We start from the raw sequence: 17,680 nt of genomic DNA, 5'->3' as shown, positions 1-17,680 counted from the left end.
GGGACATTTTTCCATGCACGCCACCAGTGCGTCGAAATGACCGACCCCTTCCAGGCAACCGTGAAGAAGCATCAGCGATACCGCTGTTTGATGCTTCCCGGCCGGGGCTGACGCGAGTCGTCCCGGGAACCGGCCACCCACACCACCACCAGCGTCGCCGTCAGCAACACCAGCAAGGCCGGCGCGAACGCACCGACGCCCAGCCGTCCGAGCAGCAGGCCGCCAACGATGCCGCCGCCGGCGATCGCCGTGTTCCAGGCGGTGACCAGCATGGACTGCGCGACGTCCGCGGCGTCTCCCGCCGCTTTCGCCAGCGCCGTCTGGAACAGCGTCGCCGCGCCGCCGAAGGCCAGGCCCCAGGCGGTCACCGCCCCGAACACCACGGCCGGCACCCCACCCGCCATCCCGAGCGCCAGCGCGGCCAAGCCGAACACGGCCGTGCTGGCGAGCGTCAGCGCGCGCAGATGGCGGTCGATCAGCACGCCGATGATCCAGATGCCCGGCAGCGAGGCGGCGCCGAACACCAGCAGCACCAGATCCGTCCGCTCGGCCATGCCCGCCGCCGCCAGGAACGGTGCGATGTAGGTGTAGAGGATGTTGTGCGCCAGCACGAAGGCCAGCACCGCGAACAGCACCGGACGCACACCGTCCAGGGTGAAGACACGCCCCAGCGAAAGCCGCTCCCCCGCCGCCTGCCCGGCGAAATCCGGCACCGCCACGCGCACCCAAAGGATGAGCAGCAGCGCCAGGGCGCTCATGAGGCCGAAGCACGTCCGCCACCCCAGCAGGCCGCCGAGGAAGGTGCCGGCCGGCACACCCAGCGACAGCGCCAGCGGGGTGCCGACCATCGCGATGGCGATGGCGCGGCCCTTCTGCCGCTCGGGCACCATGCGCGCGGCATAGCCGGCCAGCAGCGCCCACAGCAACCCGGCCGACACGCCCGCCAGAAAGCGCGCCACCATCGTCAGCGCGTAGCTGCCGGACAGCGTCGTGACGGTGTTGGCGACGACGAAGCCCGCGATGGCCGTCAACAGCAACGGGCGGCGGCGCACGCCCTGCGTGGCCGCGGTCAGCGGAATCGCCGCCACCAGGGAGCCGATGGCATAGATCGTGACCGTCTGGCCGACCCAGGCCTCGGACACCGCCAGCCCCTGCGCCATTTGCGGCAGCAGTCCGGCCGGCAGCGCTTCGGTCAGGATGGTGATGAAGGCCGCCATCGCCAGCGCCAGCAGGGACGCCAACGGCAGGCGGTCATTGCCGGCGACCGTCATCACCGAACCTCCGGCGCGCCGTAAACCGCATCGCGCAGATCCGTGACGAAGCGCCCGGACATGCCCTCGTACAGCGTGTTGGTGAAGGCGACGACGCTCAGGCCCCGCGCCCGATCCACGAACCAGGAATGGCCGTAGGCGCCGCCCCACCGCCAGGTGCCCGGCGACTCCGGCGATGCGGCGAGCCGAGGGTCGCGCAGCACCGAAAAGCCCAAGCCGAAGCCGAAACCCGGAGCGTTGGGCAGCTCCATCCCGCCGGTCTGGTCCCGCCCCATCTCCCCGATCAGTTCGCCGGGCAGCAGCGCGCCGCCGCCCTGGCGCAGGGTTTCCAGCAGGCGCAGGAAATCCCCGGCGGTGCCCGCCATGCCGGCGCCCCCCGACGGGAACGCCGACCTGTCGAAGATGCGGGCCGGGCTGTAGGCGATGCCGACGGCGCCCTCGAAGGGCGAAACCGTCTCGCCCTCGGCCAGCCGGTGCGGTTGCGGCGCATCGTTCACATAGGCGGTTGCCACGCGCCGGGGATCGCGGACGGCGAAGCCGGTTTCAGCCATGCCAAGCGGGCCGGTCACCAGCCGCTTCACGGCCTCGTCCAGCGGCGCGCCGTCGACGCGCGCAATCAGCGCGCCCAGCACGTCGGTTGCCAGTGAATAGCCCCAGGCCGTGCCCGGCTCGTACAGCAGCGGCTTGCTGGCGAGCCGACGCAGATTTTCCTCAAGGGTGATGCCGGACGCATCCATGCCATCCGACACGCCTGCCTGAGCGTAGGGGCCATTCGCGTCGGCTTCGAGGAAGCGGTAGCCGAGCCCCGCCGTGTGGCTGAGCAGCTGCCGCACCGTGATGCGCGCCGGGCGGCCGTCGGGCAGCGAGGGGCGGAAGTCGGGCAACCAGGTGTCGATGCCGGCGTCCAGGTCGAGCCGTCCCTGCGCCACCAGAACCAGCGCGGCGGTGGCGACGATGGGCTTGCTCGCCGAGGCCAGCCGGAACACCGTCCCGACGGTCAGCGGCCGCGCGCTTTCGCGGTCGGCCAGACCAGCGGCCTGCTGGTGGATCGGTTGGCCGTCACGGGCGACCAGAACAACGGCACCGACCAGTCGCCGGTCGTCGATCGCCTGCTGGACGACGGCCTGGACGCGGGCCGACAGACGGGTGGACGGAACAGCGTGATGCGGAGGAAAGGGCGGGTTCGTCATGGCGGGTGCCTCAATGCGATTGGCAATGCCCCGACGATAGAAATCTCTCGATTAAAGAAAAAGTAGGCTGTATTTCCTTGTTGTGCGGAACAAGAAGTCCGTAATTGCTCCGGGGAAGCCGATCATGGACAGCCTGAACGGCTTCATGGTGTTCGTGCAGGTCGCCGAAACCCGCAGCTTCGTCGCCGCTGGCCGGCTGCTGGGCGTGTCGGCCTCGGCGGTGGGCAAGAGCGTGGCGCGGCTGGAGGAGAAGCTGGGCGTGCGGCTGTTCCATCGCAGCACGCGCAGCGTCACCTTGACGGCCGAGGGCACGCTGTTCCTGGAGCGAAGCCGTCGCATCCTGGCCGAGATCGAAGCCGCGGAGCTGGAGCTGTCGCAGCTCACGGCCGCGCCGCGCGGCCGCCTGCGGGTGAGCCTGCCGCTGGTCAGCTCGCTGGTGCTGCCAGTGCTCGGCGAGTTCATGCGCGCCTATCCGGCGATAGAATTGGACCTGGATTTCACCGACCGCATGGTCGACGTCATCGAGGAAGGCTTCGACGCCGTGGTGCGCACGGGCGAGCCGGCCGATTCGCGGCTGTCGGCGCGTCGGCTTGGCAGCTTCCAGATGCATCTGGTCGCCTCGCCGGACTACCTGGCGCGGCGGGGCATGCCGCGAACCCCCGCCGATCTGCTTCAGCAAACCTGCCTGCACTACCGCTTTCCCAACAGCGGCAAGCTGGAGGTCTGGGCGCTGCGGCAGACGCCCGGCGAGCCCGAACTGCAACTGCCCACCTCAATGATCTGCAACAACATCGAGACGCGCGTTTGCTTCGCGCTGCAAGGGCTGGGAATCGCCTTCCTGCCGGACTTCGCCATCCGCGAGCCACTGGCCGATGGACGGCTGGTACCGATCCTGACCGATCACGTCGAGCGCACCGGCCTCTTCCACGTGCTGTGGCCGGCGAGCAAGCATCCCTCGCCGAAGGTACGGGCGCTGGTGGACTTCCTCTGCGCCAGGGTGTTCCCGACGAAGGGGGGCAAGACCGACATCACGAAACCGCAATTGTGATGTTCCATGCATCACTCCTACCGTCTAAAGTGGCGATACGGCAGCTCGGGACATGAAGAGCAGACCATGATAACGGGACCCCAGTTGAGAGCCGCGCGGGCGCTCCTCGGCATCGACCAGAAAACCCTGGCCGAGGCCGCCGGCGTGTCGCTGCCGACCATCCAGCGCATGGAGGCGAGCGGGGGCAACGTCCGCGGCATCGTCGATACCCTGGTCAAGGTGGTCAGCGCGCTCGAAGCGGCGGGAATCGAACTGATCGGGGAGAACACGCCGAGCCAGGGCAGCGGGCGCGGCGTCCGTTTCAGGGCGGTGGACCGGAAACCGGCCGCCAAGGCCACGGACGCGGCCCCCGTGGAACCCATCACGGCGAAGCGTTGACCCCAGGCTCCATCCTCTCTGGAGATAGCGCATGACGGGAGCGGCCTCCAAACCCACACCACATTGGCACCTGTTCGTGCCGAAGCTCATCACCGTGCTCCGCCAGGGCTATGGTCCGGCGGCCCTGCGGAACGACGTCGTCGCCGGGCTGACCGTTGCCATCGTCGCCCTTCCGCTCGCCATGGCCTTGGCGATCGCCTCGGGCACGACGCCCGACAAGGGGCTCTACACCGCCATCATCGCCGGCTTCCTGATCTCCGCCCTGGGCGGCAGCCGCTTTCAGATCGGCGGTCCGACCGGCGCCTTCGTCGTCGTCGTCTTCAACGTCATCGCCCAGCATGGCTTCGACGGGCTGGTGGTCGCCACCCTGATGGCGGGGGCCATGCTGGTCGCCGCGGGGTTCCTTCGGCTCGGCACCTGGATCAAATACATCCCGCAGCCGGTCGTGACCGGCTTCACCGCCGGCATCGCCGTCATCATCTTCTCAAGCCAGGTGAAGGATCTGTTCGGCCTGGACATCGAGACGGTCCCCGCCGAGTTCCTCGCGAAATGGCTGGCGTTCTGGGAGCACCGCGACAGTCTGGACCCGCTCACCCTGGCGGTCGCCGCCGGGTCGCTGGCCGTCATCCTCGGGCTGCGGCGCTTCGCCCCGCGGTTGCCCGGCTTCCTCGTCGCCGTGGGCGGCGGCGCCTTGGCCGTCTGGACGCTCGGCCTGCCCGTCGACACCATCGGCTCGCGCTTCGGCGGCATTCCCAGCTCATTGCCGGTGCCGGCCTGGCCCAGCGTACCTTGGTCGCGCATTCCTGAGCTCGTCCCCAGCGCCTTCACCATCGCCTTCCTGGCGGGCGTGGAATCGCTGCTGTCGGCCGTCGTCGCCGACGGCCTGACCGGACGCCGCCACCGCTCGAACTGCGAGCTGGTCGCCCAGGGCATCGCCAACATCGCCTCCGGACTGTTCGGCGGGCTGCCCGCCACCGGCGCCATCGCGCGCACCGCGACCAACATCCGTTCCGGTGCCCGTTCGCCGCTCGCCGGCATGCTGCACGCGGTTTTCCTGCTCGCCTTCATGCTCGCCCTGGCGCCGCTGGCGTCCTTCGTGCCGCTGGCCAGCCTGGCCGCGGTGCTGGTCGTGGTCGCCTGGAACATGAGCGAGGTCGAGCGCTTCCGGCATCTGATGTCTGCGCCGCTGGCGGACCGGGCGGCGCTGCTGCTGACCTTCGGGCTGACCGTGCTGGTCGACCTGACCGTGGCCATCGAGGTGGGAGTGGTGGTCGCCGCCCTGGCCTTCATGCACCGCATGGCCCAGGCCGTCGAAATCCAGAACCAGGTCAGGCTGATCGACGAGGATGCCGATGATTTCGATCGGCCCGCCGGCGATGTCTACGATCCGCGGACCGACCTGCCTGACGGCGCCGTGCTGTTCCGGATCACCGGCCCCTTCTTTTTCGGGGTGGCCACCCGGTTGAGCGAGGTGCTCGACCAGATCGGGCCCCCGCCGAAGATCTTCATCCTGGATCTGCGGGCCGTTCCCTTGATCGACGCGACCGGCGTCGGCGCGCTGTCCGATCTGGTCGAGCATTGCCGTCGCACGGAGACGGCGGTGGTCCTTGCCGGCATGCCGAAGGAGCCCCAGCGTGTTCTCGACGCGATGGGGCTGGGCAACGCTCCCGGCGTCGCCTTCGCCCATACCCTGGACGCAGCTGTCGCCATCGCCCGCCGCGATCTGGCCCAGCCCCCGGAGATCGCGTCCTTTCACGCCCGGTGACGCGTCCCGCCCGGCCCCTTCCGTCGAAGCGGATTCCCGACGCCCAGGACACCAGCTCCTTCCGCTGCTTCCAGGCGGGGCGCGTGGCCTTTCACGGCGGCCATACCCAGGATTACGGCCGGCCCGCCCCCACGGCATGATGCAAGCGAGGGAGGCGGCCGGCCCGGACGTGGCGAGCCCGGCGTCCTACGCCCGCAGCTTGAAACGCGAAACCATCTCGTCAAGCCCGGTCGCGAGGCGGCCCAGTTCATTGGCGGCGGCCGAGGTCTGGGTGGCGCCGCTGGCGGTGTCGCCGGCGATGCGGGCGAGAAACTCCACGGCGTCCTTCACCACCCGCGCCTGGCCCGACGTCTCCACCGTGTCGCGGGCGACCTCCTTGGCGGCGGTGGCGACCTGCGAGACGTTGCGGCCGATCTCGGCGGTGGCGGCGCTCTGCTGCTGGACCTCGTGGGCGATCGACGCGGCGATCTCGTCGATCTCGCCGATGACGTCGTTGATCGAGGCGAGCGTCCCGCTCACCCGCTCCATCATGCGCGCCACCTCGTCGATGGAGACGACGCTCTTCTCCGTCTGCTCCTGGGTCGAGGTGATCTTCTGCTCGATCTCCTCGGTGGCCCTTGCCGACTGGGTGGCGAGGTTCTTCACCTCGTTGGCGACCACGGCGAAGCCCTTGCCGGCCTCGCCCGCCCGCGCCGCCTCGATGGTGGCGTTCAAGGCCAGCAGGTTGGTCTGCTGCGCGATGTCGGAGATGACCTTGATGACCTGGCCGATCTCGGTGCTGGCCTGCGCCAGCCCGCGCATGTTGCCGACCGCCTCCTTGATGGCGCCATCGGCGGCCTGCAACACGCTGCCGGCCTGCGCGGCGGCGGCCGAGGCGCGGTGCGCCACCTGCGCGCTGCCGGCGGCGTGGCGGGCGACCTCGCTGATCGACGCGCCCATCTCCTCGGCGGCCGCGGCGACGGTCTCGGCGTTGGCGGCCAGCTCCTCGGCCACCGTCGACAGTTCGCCGACCGCGCGCACCACCTGGGTCACCGCCTGGGTGATGCTGTCGGCCTTCTCGTTCATGCGCTCGGCGTTGCGGCTCATGTCGCCGGCCGAAGCGTTCAGCTCCACCGAGGCGGAGGAGACCGAGGCGCTGGCCTCGCCAACCCGTGAAATGCTGTCGCGCAGCGTGCCGATCAGCCCGTTGAAGTCGCGGGCCATGGCGGCGATCTCGTCGTCGCCGTCGACCGCGGCGGTGCCGCTCAGGTCGCCGGCGCTGGCCGCGGCGATCGCCGCCTGCATGCCGGGGATCGGCTTCACCACCGCCCGCCCGATCAGCAGCGTCGCCAGGACCCCGGCCAGCATCACCACGGCGCTGACGAGACCCTGGCGCCACGCCTCGGTGGCGAAGGCGGTGTTCACGTCGTCGATGTAGATGCCGGTGGACAGCGTCCAGCCCCATGGCGCGAAGGCGCGCACATAGGCCAGCTTGGGCTGCGGCGTGTTGGGATCGCCTCCCGGCTTGGCGAAGGAATAGCGGACGAAGCCGCCCTCCGGCGCGGCGCGGGCGGTGTCCACCATGGCGCGGACGAAGAGAACGCCGTTGGGATCCCTGGCGCCCGTCAGGTCCTTGCCGACCTGCTGCGGGTTGGCGTGCGCCACGGTGATGCCATTGGCGTCGAGCGCGAAGAAATAGTCGGTGGCGTTGTAGCGGAGCTGCGACAGCGCCGCCAAGGCCGCCTTCCGCGCCTGTTCGTCGGGCAGGCGGCCGGCCTTCGCCTCGGCTTCGTAATGCGAGACCAGGGCGTAGGCGACCTCGACCAGGTTCTTCACCTTGGCTTCGCGGTCCGCGAACATCTGGTCGCGCATGTTGCTGAGCGCGATGCCGACCATCGCCGTGAGGCCGACCAGACTGACCGCCAGGATCAGGCCGATCTTACCCTTGATGCTGAGGTTCCCGATCATGTACTCCCCACGGTTCCAATTCGGACAGGACCGACTGCTGGAACATGTGTGTCATACATGCATTGATATTCCGTAACGGATGACGGGATATTTTGCCGGCTTGCCCTGATTGTTGGGCGGCCCCGTTTCCCGGACAGATTGCGGCGGAGCCCCACCGAGTGCGCCCGGTGCGGCTGGGCCGGAAGGGCGTCGCCAAGCGGATCTTCGTGGGCTTCCGCGAGGCGGCCGCCCACAATGGGCGGGGCAGCGATGGTCCGGCCCCCCCGTGTCAGGCATGGCGCATCGCATCGAGGTCGGCGATGAGGCCCGGCCCCTCCGGACGCCAGCCGAGCCTCGCCTGCGTCAGGACGCTGGACGCCGCCATGTCGGCGCCCGCGAACATCGCCATCCAGCCAAAATGTTCGGCCGCCTTGTCCAGCGGGATGGAGACTGCCGAAATCCCCAGGCCGCGGGCCAGGGCTTCCACGATCTCGCGGATCTCGACCCCTTCCTCGCCGACCGCGTGGTAGCGTGCGCCGGGCTCCGCCGCCTCGATCGCCAGCCGATAGAGACGGGCGACGTCGTTCAAATGACCGGCGGACCAGCGGTTGCGTCCCTCTCCGATGTAGGATGCGACGCCCTTTTCGCGAAAGATCGCGATCAGCGGAGTGATCAGCCCCTGCTTCCGCGTGTCGTGAACCTGGGGTAGCCGCATCACGGCCAGGTTGACGCCGGCATCCAGCAGGTCGTTGCCGGCCCGCTCCGAAGCGATGCGTGGATTGGGGTGGGCATCGTTGAAGACATCCTCGCGGGCCGGCTGGCCATCGCCGGCACCGCCCATGCCAATCCCGGAGGTGATCAGCAGCGGGCGGCCCGAGTCCTTCAGCACCTCGCCCAACGCGCCGATCACCCGGCGGTCCTTCTCGCAATTCTCGGCGAAACGCGAGAAGTCGTGGTCGAACGCGGCGTGGATCACGGCGTCGGCTCCTTCGGCACCGCTTCGGATGCTCGCCAAATCCTCCAGCGTGCCGTGGTGCGCCTCGGCACCGGCGGCTGCGAGGGAATGGGCGCCCTCCGCCGACCGGGTCAGGCCGATAACCTGGTGACCGGCCTTCAGCAGTTCGGAAAGCACGGCCCGGCCGATGAAGCCGGTGGCGCCGGTGAGAAAAACGCGCATGGGGAAATCACCTTTCCAATTCCGTCGCCTCCACTCTGACGCCGCATGATATCCTGTTAAAGTAGTGACGTTTTCCTAGTATAGCGGCTACCAGGATCGCCATGCGGACCGGCTCCAGACAGACCAGCACGCCCAGTTCGCTCGCCGCCTTCCTGCGGGACCGCCGCACACGGCTTGATCCGGCGGCCTTCGGCTTCTCCGGACGCCGCCGCACGCCGGGACTGCGCAGGGAGGAGGTGGCGCAGCGCGCCAACATCAGCCCGACCTGGTACACATGGCTGGAGCAGGGACGGGGAGGAGCCCCATCGGCCGACGTGCTGGACCGGATCGCCGGCAGCCTGATGCTCACCGACCTGGAGCGGGAGCATCTGTTCATTCTGGCGCTCGGCCGGCCGCCGGAGATGCGCTACAGGCCAGCGCAAGGCGTCAGCCCCCGTCTGCAACGGCTGCTGGACGCGTTCGACGCCTGTCCAGCCTTCATCAAGACGGCGACCTGGGACGTGCTGGCCTGGAATCCCGCCGCCGCGGTGGTTCTGACCGATTACGGCACGCTTCCCCCCGATCAGCGGAACATCCTGCGGCTGGTGTTCTGCAACCCGGCGATCCAATCCAAGCAAAAGGACTGGGAGGGCGTGGCCCGGTTCCTGGTCGGCGCCTTCCGCGTCGATGCCGCACGCGCCGGCGCCGTGAAGGAGATCGCCGAGCTCGTTGACGAGCTGTGCAGGGCGAGTGCGGATTTCGCCAGGTTCTGGAAGGAGAACGACGTTCATGCGCCGGGCGAGGGGGTCAAGCACCTCCAGCATCCGGAACTGGGCAGCTTCGCGATGGAATATTCGGCTTTCGCCGTCGATGGCCGTCCCGATCTGGGGCTGCTGGTCTACAACCCGCTGGACGAACGGGTCAAGGAGCGCATCCGTGCGCTGATCGGTCGGAAAAACGGAATGGGAAGCCCTTGACCGCCGCCGCCGCCGCCACCGCCACCGCCCAACGGCGCCCCGCCGCGCGGAGTCACCCCCCGCATCGTCCCGGCTGGGCGCCGACCGCCCGGAGCGGCAGCGTCGGATTCGCCCGGGCAATGCCGGCCGCCAGCACCATCAGCCTGTCATCGCCACGCACCGATGGCGCCTTGTCGAGCAGCGACCGGTCGGCCAAGCCTTTCCTCGACACCGGCACCGCCACGGGTGACAACGCTCCGCCACGCCGTTAGACTCCACCCCGCCCAAGCCTCCGTCGGCTGGGCATCGCATTCCCCAGGCACGAGCCAATGGCCCCCGGATCCCAGACCCCGCGTTTTCGCGCCAAAGCCGGCCGCCGCCGGTCCGACGCCGCCTCCCCGCCCTCCTTCCAGCCGAGCCGGCCGCAGCAGCCACCGCGCGTCGGCGGGTCGCCGGAGCAGAAGCAGGCGCAGTGGCTGTCGCGCGCCGAGGACGCGGCGCGCAACGGCGATCCGGTGGAGGCCGAATTCTGCCGCCAGCACGCCGAGCACTGGTACCGGGTGTCGCGCGGACAATCCTGATCGGAATCATCGGCGCAAGACGATGGACGCCGATGCGGGAAGCCGCCCACCCGCGTCCGGAAACGCCGTCAGGACAGCCCGTTTTCCGCCACGCCCTCCTGTTCGCGCTGGGCGTTGGCGTTGCCGATGGCGAGGTCGATGGCGTCGCGAAGCTTCGTCAGGCTGATCGGCTTGACCAGATAGCCATTGACCTGGTGCTCCTTGGCGAAGCGGACATGGCTGATGTCGGCGTCGGCGGTCAGGAAGACGACCGGCGTCCGGTTCACGTCCTTCACCTTGATGCCGCGCACCGCCTGGAGAAACTGGCGGCCGTTCATTGGTGCCATGTGGATGTCGCAGAACACGATGTCGGGCCGCGTCCGCACCACCTCCATCAGCCCGTCCTTGCCGTTCGCGCTTTCCGACAGGGACCGCACCCCGATGTCCTTCAGGACCTTGCGGATCAGGTCGCGGGTGAAGGCGTCGTCCTCGACGACCAGGACGCGGAGCTTCGAGTAGTCGATGGAGGCCATGATCGTTTCCGTTCCCTAACGCGTTTCCGTTTCCCGGCACGGCGCCATGCCGGCCGTGAATTCCCGCAAGGCGGCGGTGGCCTCGACGAGTTCCTCCTGCGTCGGCGCCAGCAGATCGACGAGAAGGGCGGCGGTGTCGGCATCGCCCGCGTCCAGGCAATCCTGCGCGTCGGCGGCCAACTGCCCGAGCCGGGCCGCCCCGATGGACAGGGACGCTCCCTTCAGGGTGTGGACCGCGTCGCGGGCCGCCGCCGCGTCGCCGTCGGCCAGCCGGCCGGCCGCCGTCCCGATCAGGCCGGGAACCATCTCGAGGAAGCGCTCCAGGAAGGCGATGGCGTCGGGATCGCCGGGCGCGAAGTTCCCGGCCAGTTGGGCGAGGTCGAAGATGGCCGGATCGATGTCGGCGTCCCGCCATGTCCGGGCCGGAGCCGCCGTGGGGGAAGGCGGCGCAAGGCGCTCGACCGGCCGCGCCCGGCGGCGCAGCGCCCGCGCCCGTGGCAGATGACGGTCGAGGACCGCCGCCAGCAGCCGCGAGTCGATGGGCTTGGTCAGGTAGCCGTCCATCCCGGCCTCCAGGCAGCGCTGCTCGGTGCCGGGCAGGGCGTCGGCGGTCAGCGCGACGATGGGCAGGCGATCGATCCCCTCGCTCTCCTCGCGCTGCCGCAGCATCCGGGTCAGGGTGAAGCCGTCCATCTCCGGCATGTGGAAATCCGTCAGCAGCAGCCCGTAGCGGCCCGGCCGGTGCAGCGCCAACGCCTGGACGCCGTCGTCGGCCATCTCCAGCGCGTAGCCGCGCTGGTTCAGCATGCGGCGGATCACCGTCTGGTTGATCGGGTTGTCCTCCGCCACCAGGATCAGGCAGCCCGCCGCGCGGGCCTCCTCCACCGGGGGGGGAGTCCAGCCGGCCGCGTCGTCGTCCTGCGCGCCGCCGCGCCGTTCCAGGCTGGCGCGGCCGAGGACGGCGGCCAGCACCTGCCACAGCCGTTGGCGGCGCAGCGGCAGGGTCAGCGTGCAGAACAGCCCGATGCGGTCGGCCTCGCCCAGGGAGGAGACCAGCAGCCGCGACGCCGTCAGCATCACCTTCGGCGCCGGCCGGATACCGGCCTCGACGATCCGCTTGCCGCAGGCCATCGCCGCGTCGGTGGTCCCGGCGGTGTGGAGAATGACCGCCACCCCCGGCGTCTCCTCCGATGCGCCCTCCTGTGCGTCCTCCTGTGCGCTCTCATGTGCCGGGCCCGCCGAAACCGCCGCGATCCGCGCCAGCGGGTCGTCGTCGTAGCCCACCCAGGCGACGGAGCCGACGCCGCCGGCCCGCAGGATGCCCTCCAGGGCGGCGCGGCGGGGGCCGTCGAAGCCGACCGCGACGACGCGGGCGTCGGCGATGGCGACGGCGGGCGCCAGCGGTTCGGGCGCCACCATCGGGAAGGGCAGCTCGAACCAGAAGGTCGAGCCCTCCCCATGCACCGAATCGACGCCGATCGCGCCGCCCATCAGCGCGCACAGCCGGTGGCAGATGGTCAGCCCGAGCCCGGTGCCGCCGAAGCGGCGCGAGGTGGAGCTGTCGGCCTGCTGGAAGGGCTGGAACAGGCGGGCGCGCTGTTCCCCGGTCAGGCCGATGCCGGTGTCGGACACGGTGAAGCGCAGCCGCGCGCTTTCCGCCGCGTCGTCGCCGCCGGGCAGGCGCCGGACCCGCAGGGCGACATGGCCGCTCTCGGTGAACTTGATGGCGTTGCCGGCGAGGTTTATCAGCACCTGCCGCAGCCGGGTCGGGTCGCCCAGCAGCTGGTCGGGAACGCCGTCGTCGATCAGCACCACCAGATCGAGGGCCTTCTCCTCGGCCCGGCCGGTGACCAGCTCGGCGGCGTCCTCCACCACCTCGGTCAGCGAGAAGGCGATGGATTCGATCTCCAGCTTCCCGGCCTCGATCTTGGAGAAGTCCAGGATGTCGTTGATGATCGTCAGCAACGCCCGCGCCGAGCTGCGGATGACGCCGACCATGCCGCGCTGCTCGTCGGTCAGGTCGGTCTGGCCCAGCATCTCCGCCATGCCGGTGACGCCGTTCATCGGCGTGCGGATCTCGTGGCTCATCATCGCCAGGAACGAGGATTTGGCGAGCGTCGCCTCCACCGCCTGGTCGCGGGCCTGATGCAGCGCGATCTCGCGCTGGCCGATCTCGGTGACGAAGAGCTGCACGGCGCGCGCCATGGCGCCCAGCTCGTCGCGGCGGTCGGTCTCGGCGATGGCCTCGGCGGGGTGCTGGCCGGCCAGCGGGCTTTCGGCCAGACGCACCATCTGCCGCTGAAGGCTCTGGATCGGCCGGGTGATCGAGCGGGCGACGAGGAGGGTTGCCGTCGCGGCCAGCAGCAGCCCCGCCGTCGCCCCCAGCGCCAGGATGCTGCGCAGGATGGCGCCGATCCGTTCGGCGTTGTCGCCGAAGGCGTCGTTCAGCCGGTGGGCGCCCGCCGCCATCGTCCCGGCGTCGGCGTCCATCTCGGCGATCATCGCCTCCTGCCGGGCCAGCCCGTCCTTCGCCAGGGTCAGGCTGCGGCGCCAGCTGTCCGTCGCGTCGATCATGTCGCCCTGGATCAGCGGCGGGATCGGCAGCCGCGCCATGGTCTCCTCCAGCAGGGCGGCGTCGCCGAGGATGCGGGTGGCGGCGGCCGTGTCGCGCTGGACCACGGCGTCGGCGGTGCGGCCGGTCAGCTTCAGCACCGCGACGGCGATGTTCTGGACCTCCTGCTCGGTCTCGTTGGCCTCCACCGCGTGGCCGGTCAGCTCGGTCAGCTCGTCCTGGACCGAGGCGTAGGCGGTGCTGTGGATGTTGATGATCTGGTCGATCCGCCCGTCAAGCGCCCGCGCCAGTCCCTGCACCGGGGTCCGCGCGGCGAGCGCCTGCCCCAGATCGGCCGTCACCGCCGCGAAACTGTCCGGGGCCGCCGGCTGCCCGGAGTCGGCCTGGCCAGGGGCGGTTTGCCCGGTGGCGGGCTGCCCGGCCATGCCGGCCATCGCCTCGTCCAGGGCCTTGGCGGTCAGTTGCAGACGGGCGGTCAGGACGTTGATGTCGAGTTGGGTCGCCGCCTCGTCCACCGCCGCCAGCCGGGTGGCCTCGTAGCGCCACAGACCGGCCAGGGCGTTGCGCAGGCCGCGCGCGTGGTCCAGCACGTCCCGGTTCAGGCGCAGCCGCCGATCGGATTCGGCGATGCTTTCGGAAAAGCGGATGTTGGCGATGCGCTGGCGCTGGCGGGCGCTGTCGGTGATCTCGACCAGCCGCGCCGCCTGCTGCGCCATGGTGGCGATCAGGGCGTCGTTCCCTTCGGTGACCGCCTTGAACCGCTCCATCCGCTCGGCGTAGCCGCCCAGCGTCCGCCGGTTGGCGGCGACCGCCGCCGTCAGCTCGCCGTCGCCGGCCAGCGCCGCCAGCGCGTCCAGCTGGCGGCGGGCCTCCGCCGTCCGCGCGTCGAACAGCGCGGCCTGGGGCGCGCGTCTGGCCGGGGCCGCGTGCAGGTAGTCCGACCGCGCCGCCGCCGCGCCCATCAGCTCGCGGTAGACCGTGCCGGCGATGACCGCCGACTGCCGCGCCCGGTCGGCCTGGGCCAGCAGGAACCACGCGGCGACCGCGATGGCCGCCGCGACCAGCACGGGCACGCCGCCGACGGCGGCGATCCGTTGCGCGATGCCGGCGCGGGTCATCGGGCGCGTGTCATGGGACGTGGATCAGGGGCGTGGATCAGGGGCGCGCGGGCCACGGCGTCAGCGGTCCAGGTCGACGCTGCGGAAGACGTGCAGGCCGAAGGGATGCATCCGGTAGCCCCGGACCTCCTTGCGCACCACCATGAAGACCATCGAATGGGCGAGCGGCAGCCAGGGCGCCTCGCGTTTGAAGACCTCCTGGGCCTGATGGTACAGCGTCGTGCGCAGGGCGGTGTCGGTCGTCTGCTTGGCGCGGACGATCAGTTTCTCGAAATCGGGATCGCACCATTTCGCCATGTTGCCGCCGCCGGGGCGGGCGCCCTCGCAGCTCAGCAGCGTGTAGAGGAAGTTGTCGGGGTCGCCGTTGTCGCTGGTCCAGCCGATCATGCCGGCCTGGTGGTCGCCGTTCATCAGCCGCTTCATGTAGACCGACCAGTCGTCGGTCACCAGCGTCGCCCGGACGCCGATCTTGGCAAGGTCGTTGCGCATCATCTCGGCCGCGCGCTTGGCGTCGGGCATGTAGGGGCGGGTCACCGGCATGTGCCAGAGCTCCGTCGCGAAGCCCTCCGGGTAGCCGGCCTCGGCCAGCAGCCGGACCGCCTGCCGCGGGTCGTAGGGAAGATCGACGATGGCGTCGTTGTAGGCCCAGGTCGTGGGCGGCAGCGGATTCTTGGCCGTCCGCCCGGCGGTGCCGTAGATCGCCTCGACCAGCGTCGCCTTGTCGATCGCCATGCTGACGGCGCGGCGGACCCGCACGTCGTCGAACGGCTTCTTCTGGACGTTGAAGGTCATGAAGGCGACGTTGAACCCCTCCTGCCGCATCAGCGTCAGGTTGGGGTCGGCCTCCACCTTGGGCAGGTCGGCGAGGTTGGGGAAGGGCATGACGTGGCATTCGCCGGACTGGAGCTTGTTCAGCCGGACGGCGGCGTTCGGCGTGATCGAGAACACCAGGCTGTCGAGCGGCGGCTTGCCGCCCCAATGCTCCGCGAACGCCTTGAAGCGGACGGTGGCGCCCTTCTGGTAGGACACCAGCTGGAAGGGGCCGGTGCCCAGAGGCGCGCGGTCGAACTCATCCGGCGTGCCTTTCCTCAGCATGTGCTCGGCGTATTCCGCCGAGGCGATCGACGCGAACACCATGCTGAGATCGGCCAGGAAGGGCGCCTCCGGACGGTTCAGGGTGAAGCGCACCGTCCGCGCGTCGACCGCCTCGATGCTCTTCAGCAGCGCCGGCATCGACAGGTCGCGGAAGTAGTCGTAGGTCAGGCCGCTGACCCGGTGGTAGGGATGGTCGGCCCGCCATTGCCGCTGGAAGCTGAACAGCACGTCCTCGGCGTTCAGTGCCCGGCTCGGCTTGAAGTCGGCGGTGCCGTGGAAGACCGCGTCCGTCCGCAGCGTGAAGGTGTAGACCAGCCCGTCCGGCGACACGGTCCAGGATTCGGCCAGCCCCGGCACGATGGTCTGGGTGGCGGGATCGAAACGGACCAGCGTGTCGAAGACCGGCGTGATGGCGTCGAAACTGGTGGTGGTCCGCGCGAGCGGCGGGCTGAGATAGTCAGGGTTGCCTTCCGAACAGAAGACCAGGGTCTTCGCCGCCTGTGACGGCGCCGCGAAACCTGCGCCCAGCAACGCGATTACACCCAATGGGAGAATGGATTTTCTCAGGCCATTGCGCTTCGCTTGCATGAATTCGCGCCCTTCTTTTCATTGAAAAAAGGCGATGCCCGGTGTCCAACCATCACCCTTGGTGGCGTCATGCGAAATAAAGCCGCCCAATAATGGTGATTAACACGTTTTGTTGCTCTCCCGCGACAGTTTTTGTCCACAGCACGGGAGCGATGGCGCGGTGAACCGGTCTCCGCATCCGGCGGCAAGAAGCGGCAAGAAGCCGGCCGGGCTCCACCGGGAAGCGCGGCAACCGCTTCGAAGCCCTGGAACCGGTCCCGCCAAAGCGTGCCGCGCCACGATCACGGGTCCGGTCCGGGAAAAGCCCGCCTACAGGGCGGTGACGAACTTGAACCAGAACTTGTCGCCCTGCGGCCGGTTCTCGCTGGCGAACTCGTGCTGCCAGCGGCCGATCAGCGACACGCCGCCGACGTCGTATTTCACCGCCGGCCCCGCGGCGAAGGCCCGGCCGCGGTTGCCGATGCCGACACCCGCCCGCCGGTCGTCGCTGGTCTGCCGGAACCAGTAGCCGCCGACGCCGGCCGTCCAGTCGCCGATGTGCTGGCCCACCATGTAGTCCATGTGGAACGCCTGGCCCGAGCGGTAGTCGGTGGCCGTGTTCTTCGTGTTGACGGTGTACATCAGCTTGGCCGAAACCTCGAACCCGTCGTCGGACAGGTAGGTCCCGGCGACCAGCGGCTCGAACCCCCAATAATTGGCGCCGATGTTCAGCGGCTTGGCCTTGTCGTAGCGGCCGGTCGGCAGGATCACGTCGAGGCCGGTGGCGAGATGGAAGTTCTTCCAGTGCCAGGACAGGATCACCGGGTCGATGGTGATGTCGCCCAGCCCGAACTGATGGACGGAGTTCGGCCCCAGCTCATACTCCAGATTGACCAGCGGGGTCAGGATGTGCATGCCCCAATTGGCGCCCAGCACCTGGACGTCGCTGGTCCAGACGAAGCGCGCGACCTCCGCCGTGGCGTTCAGGCGAAAGTGCACCGGCACCCTGTCGCCCGATCCGTCGTTCAGCCGGTTGGTGGTGTAGTGGGTCAGGTAGTTCAGGAAATAGACCCCCGGCGGCGGCACCGCGCCGGCCATGAAGCCTTCCGCCCCGTTGGGGTATTGCGTCTCCGCCTCGGTCGCCCCGGCGGGCGCCGCCGACGCCAGCGAGAGGGCGAGCGCCGCCGTGGCGACCAGCGATGTCCAAATCTTCACGATGCTTCCTCCGATGCCGTGCGCCGTCCCGTTCCGGCGCGCGGCATCGCGGCGCCGGCCGGGCGGCTGGTCTTGTTGTTCGTGGTGATCCTGTGCGTGCCGGGGGAATCGGCCGGGGTGGCCGGCCGGGCCGGTCAGCCGGGAACCAGCGGTTTCTTGGGCGTGCCGGCGACGGCGAAATGCTCCGGCGGGATCTCGCGCAGCAGGACCCGCACCCCTTCGGGCGGCACGTCGAAGCTCTCCACCGCCGCCCTGGTCAGGGCCTGGATCAGCGCCAGCCGCTTCTCCGGCGGGCGCCCGGCCAGGATGGTCACGTCGATGATCGGCATC

General features: G+C 69.8%; 14 protein-coding genes. 5 read left to right on the top strand and 9 right to left on the bottom strand.

What is annotated here, in order from left to right:
- Positions 1 to 71: 71 nt before the first annotated feature.
- Both J2847_RS06095 and J2847_RS06090 read right to left on the bottom strand, forming a co-directional pair.
- Positions 72 to 1,271, bottom strand: coding sequence for an MFS transporter (locus J2847_RS06095; protein ID WP_233474311.1), 1,200 nt, complete (start codon positions 1,269 to 1,271; stop codon positions 72 to 74).
- Positions 1,271 to 2,461 (bottom strand): serine hydrolase domain-containing protein, encoded by a 1,191-nt coding sequence (locus J2847_RS06090; protein WP_209777929.1) that lies wholly within the window; start codon positions 2,459 to 2,461, stop codon positions 1,271 to 1,273. Before J2847_RS06090 ends, J2847_RS06095 begins: the two co-directional genes overlap by 1 nt.
- Positions 2,462 to 2,585: 124 nt before the next feature.
- On the opposite strand from J2847_RS06090, the gene J2847_RS06085 reads away from it, so the two are divergent.
- From J2847_RS06085 to J2847_RS06075, 3 genes are all read left to right on the top strand, one after another.
- Complete coding sequence (locus J2847_RS06085) at positions 2,586 to 3,509, top strand: LysR family transcriptional regulator (protein ID WP_209777927.1); 924 nt, start codon at positions 2,586 to 2,588, stop codon at positions 3,507 to 3,509.
- 66 nt (positions 3,510 to 3,575) lie between these two features.
- A complete protein-coding gene (locus J2847_RS06080; RefSeq protein ID WP_209777925.1) occupies positions 3,576 to 3,887 on the top strand; it encodes a helix-turn-helix domain-containing protein in 312 nt (103 codons plus the stop codon).
- A gap of 31 nt (positions 3,888 to 3,918) precedes the next feature.
- On the top strand, positions 3,919 to 5,652 hold the full coding sequence (locus J2847_RS06075) for a SulP family inorganic anion transporter (RefSeq protein WP_209777923.1): 1,734 nt from the start codon (positions 3,919 to 3,921) through the stop codon (positions 5,650 to 5,652).
- A gap of 186 nt (positions 5,653 to 5,838) precedes the next feature.
- Here J2847_RS06075 and J2847_RS06070 read toward each other — a convergent pair whose 3' ends face one another.
- Together J2847_RS06070 and J2847_RS06065 are read right to left on the bottom strand one after the other, a co-directional pair.
- Complete coding sequence (locus J2847_RS06070) at positions 5,839 to 7,599, bottom strand: methyl-accepting chemotaxis protein (RefSeq protein ID WP_209777922.1); 1,761 nt, start codon at positions 7,597 to 7,599, stop codon at positions 5,839 to 5,841.
- A gap of 268 nt (positions 7,600 to 7,867) precedes the next feature.
- Entirely contained in the window at positions 7,868 to 8,755 is an 888-nt protein-coding gene (locus J2847_RS06065) for an SDR family oxidoreductase (RefSeq protein ID WP_209777919.1), read from the bottom strand.
- Between the two features lie 101 nt (positions 8,756 to 8,856).
- Between J2847_RS06065 and J2847_RS06060 the strand changes: the two genes are divergently transcribed.
- Both J2847_RS06060 and J2847_RS06055 read left to right on the top strand, forming a co-directional pair.
- Positions 8,857 to 9,711 carry a helix-turn-helix transcriptional regulator gene (locus J2847_RS06060; RefSeq protein ID WP_209777918.1) on the top strand — a complete coding sequence of 285 codons (855 nt, stop codon included), beginning with the start codon at positions 8,857 to 8,859 and terminating at the stop codon, positions 9,709 to 9,711.
- Between the two features lie 308 nt (positions 9,712 to 10,019).
- Entirely contained in the window at positions 10,020 to 10,271 is a 252-nt protein-coding gene (locus J2847_RS06055; RefSeq protein ID WP_085554138.1) for a DUF4167 domain-containing protein, read from the top strand.
- A gap of 68 nt (positions 10,272 to 10,339) precedes the next feature.
- Here the strand turns inward: J2847_RS06055 and J2847_RS06050 are convergent, their stop codons facing one another.
- From J2847_RS06050 to J2847_RS06030, 5 genes are all read right to left on the bottom strand, one after another.
- The gene (locus tag J2847_RS06050; RefSeq protein ID WP_209777916.1) at positions 10,340 to 10,783 is read right to left on the bottom strand and encodes a response regulator; all 444 of its coding nucleotides are present in this window, start codon (positions 10,781 to 10,783) and stop codon (positions 10,340 to 10,342) included.
- 15 nt (positions 10,784 to 10,798) lie between these two features.
- Complete coding sequence (locus J2847_RS06045) at positions 10,799 to 14,473, bottom strand: hybrid sensor histidine kinase/response regulator (RefSeq protein WP_209777914.1); 3,675 nt, start codon at positions 14,471 to 14,473, stop codon at positions 10,799 to 10,801.
- A gap of 60 nt (positions 14,474 to 14,533) precedes the next feature.
- Positions 14,534 to 16,099 (bottom strand): ABC transporter substrate-binding protein, encoded by a 1,566-nt coding sequence (locus J2847_RS06040; protein ID WP_317852925.1) that lies wholly within the window; start codon positions 16,097 to 16,099, stop codon positions 14,534 to 14,536.
- Positions 16,100 to 16,465: 366 nt separating this feature from the next.
- Positions 16,466 to 17,350, bottom strand: coding sequence for a SphA family protein (locus J2847_RS06035; protein ID WP_209777910.1), 885 nt, complete (start codon positions 17,348 to 17,350; stop codon positions 16,466 to 16,468).
- A 134-nt stretch (positions 17,351 to 17,484) separates the two neighbouring features.
- Complete coding sequence (locus tag J2847_RS06030) at positions 17,485 to 17,679, bottom strand: tautomerase family protein (protein WP_085554142.1); 195 nt, start codon at positions 17,677 to 17,679, stop codon at positions 17,485 to 17,487.
- Position 17,680: the final 1 nt, after the last annotated feature.

Source organism: Azospirillum agricola (assembly GCF_017876095.1).
GTDB classification, from domain to species: Bacteria; Pseudomonadota; Alphaproteobacteria; order Azospirillales; family Azospirillaceae; genus Azospirillum; species Azospirillum agricola.
Note: the sequence above shows the minus strand (reverse complement) of the source record. Positions and strands in the feature narration are given on the sequence as shown.

Coding starts and splice junctions, on each gene's coding strand:
- J2847_RS06095 (WP_233474311.1), bottom strand. CDS start 1,271: ATGACGGTCGCCGGCAATGACCGCCTGCCGTTGGCGTCCCTGCTGGCG.
- J2847_RS06090 (WP_209777929.1), bottom strand. CDS start 2,461: ATGACGAACCCGCCCTTTCCTCCGCATCACGCTGTTCCGTCCACCCGT.
- J2847_RS06085 (WP_209777927.1), top strand. CDS start 2,586: ATGGACAGCCTGAACGGCTTCATGGTGTTCGTGCAGGTCGCCGAAACC.
- J2847_RS06080 (WP_209777925.1), top strand. CDS start 3,576: ATGATAACGGGACCCCAGTTGAGAGCCGCGCGGGCGCTCCTCGGCATC.
- J2847_RS06075 (WP_209777923.1), top strand. CDS start 3,919: ATGACGGGAGCGGCCTCCAAACCCACACCACATTGGCACCTGTTCGTG.
- J2847_RS06070 (WP_209777922.1), bottom strand. CDS start 7,599: ATGATCGGGAACCTCAGCATCAAGGGTAAGATCGGCCTGATCCTGGCG.
- J2847_RS06065 (WP_209777919.1), bottom strand. CDS start 8,755: ATGCGCGTTTTTCTCACCGGCGCCACCGGCTTCATCGGCCGGGCCGTG.
- J2847_RS06060 (WP_209777918.1), top strand. CDS start 8,857: ATGCGGACCGGCTCCAGACAGACCAGCACGCCCAGTTCGCTCGCCGCC.
- J2847_RS06055 (WP_085554138.1), top strand. CDS start 10,020: ATGGCCCCCGGATCCCAGACCCCGCGTTTTCGCGCCAAAGCCGGCCGC.
- J2847_RS06050 (WP_209777916.1), bottom strand. CDS start 10,783: ATGGCCTCCATCGACTACTCGAAGCTCCGCGTCCTGGTCGTCGAGGAC.
- J2847_RS06045 (WP_209777914.1), bottom strand. CDS start 14,473: ATGACCCGCGCCGGCATCGCGCAACGGATCGCCGCCGTCGGCGGCGTG.
- J2847_RS06030 (WP_085554142.1), bottom strand. CDS start 17,679: ATGCCGATCATCGACGTGACCATCCTGGCCGGGCGCCCGCCGGAGAAG.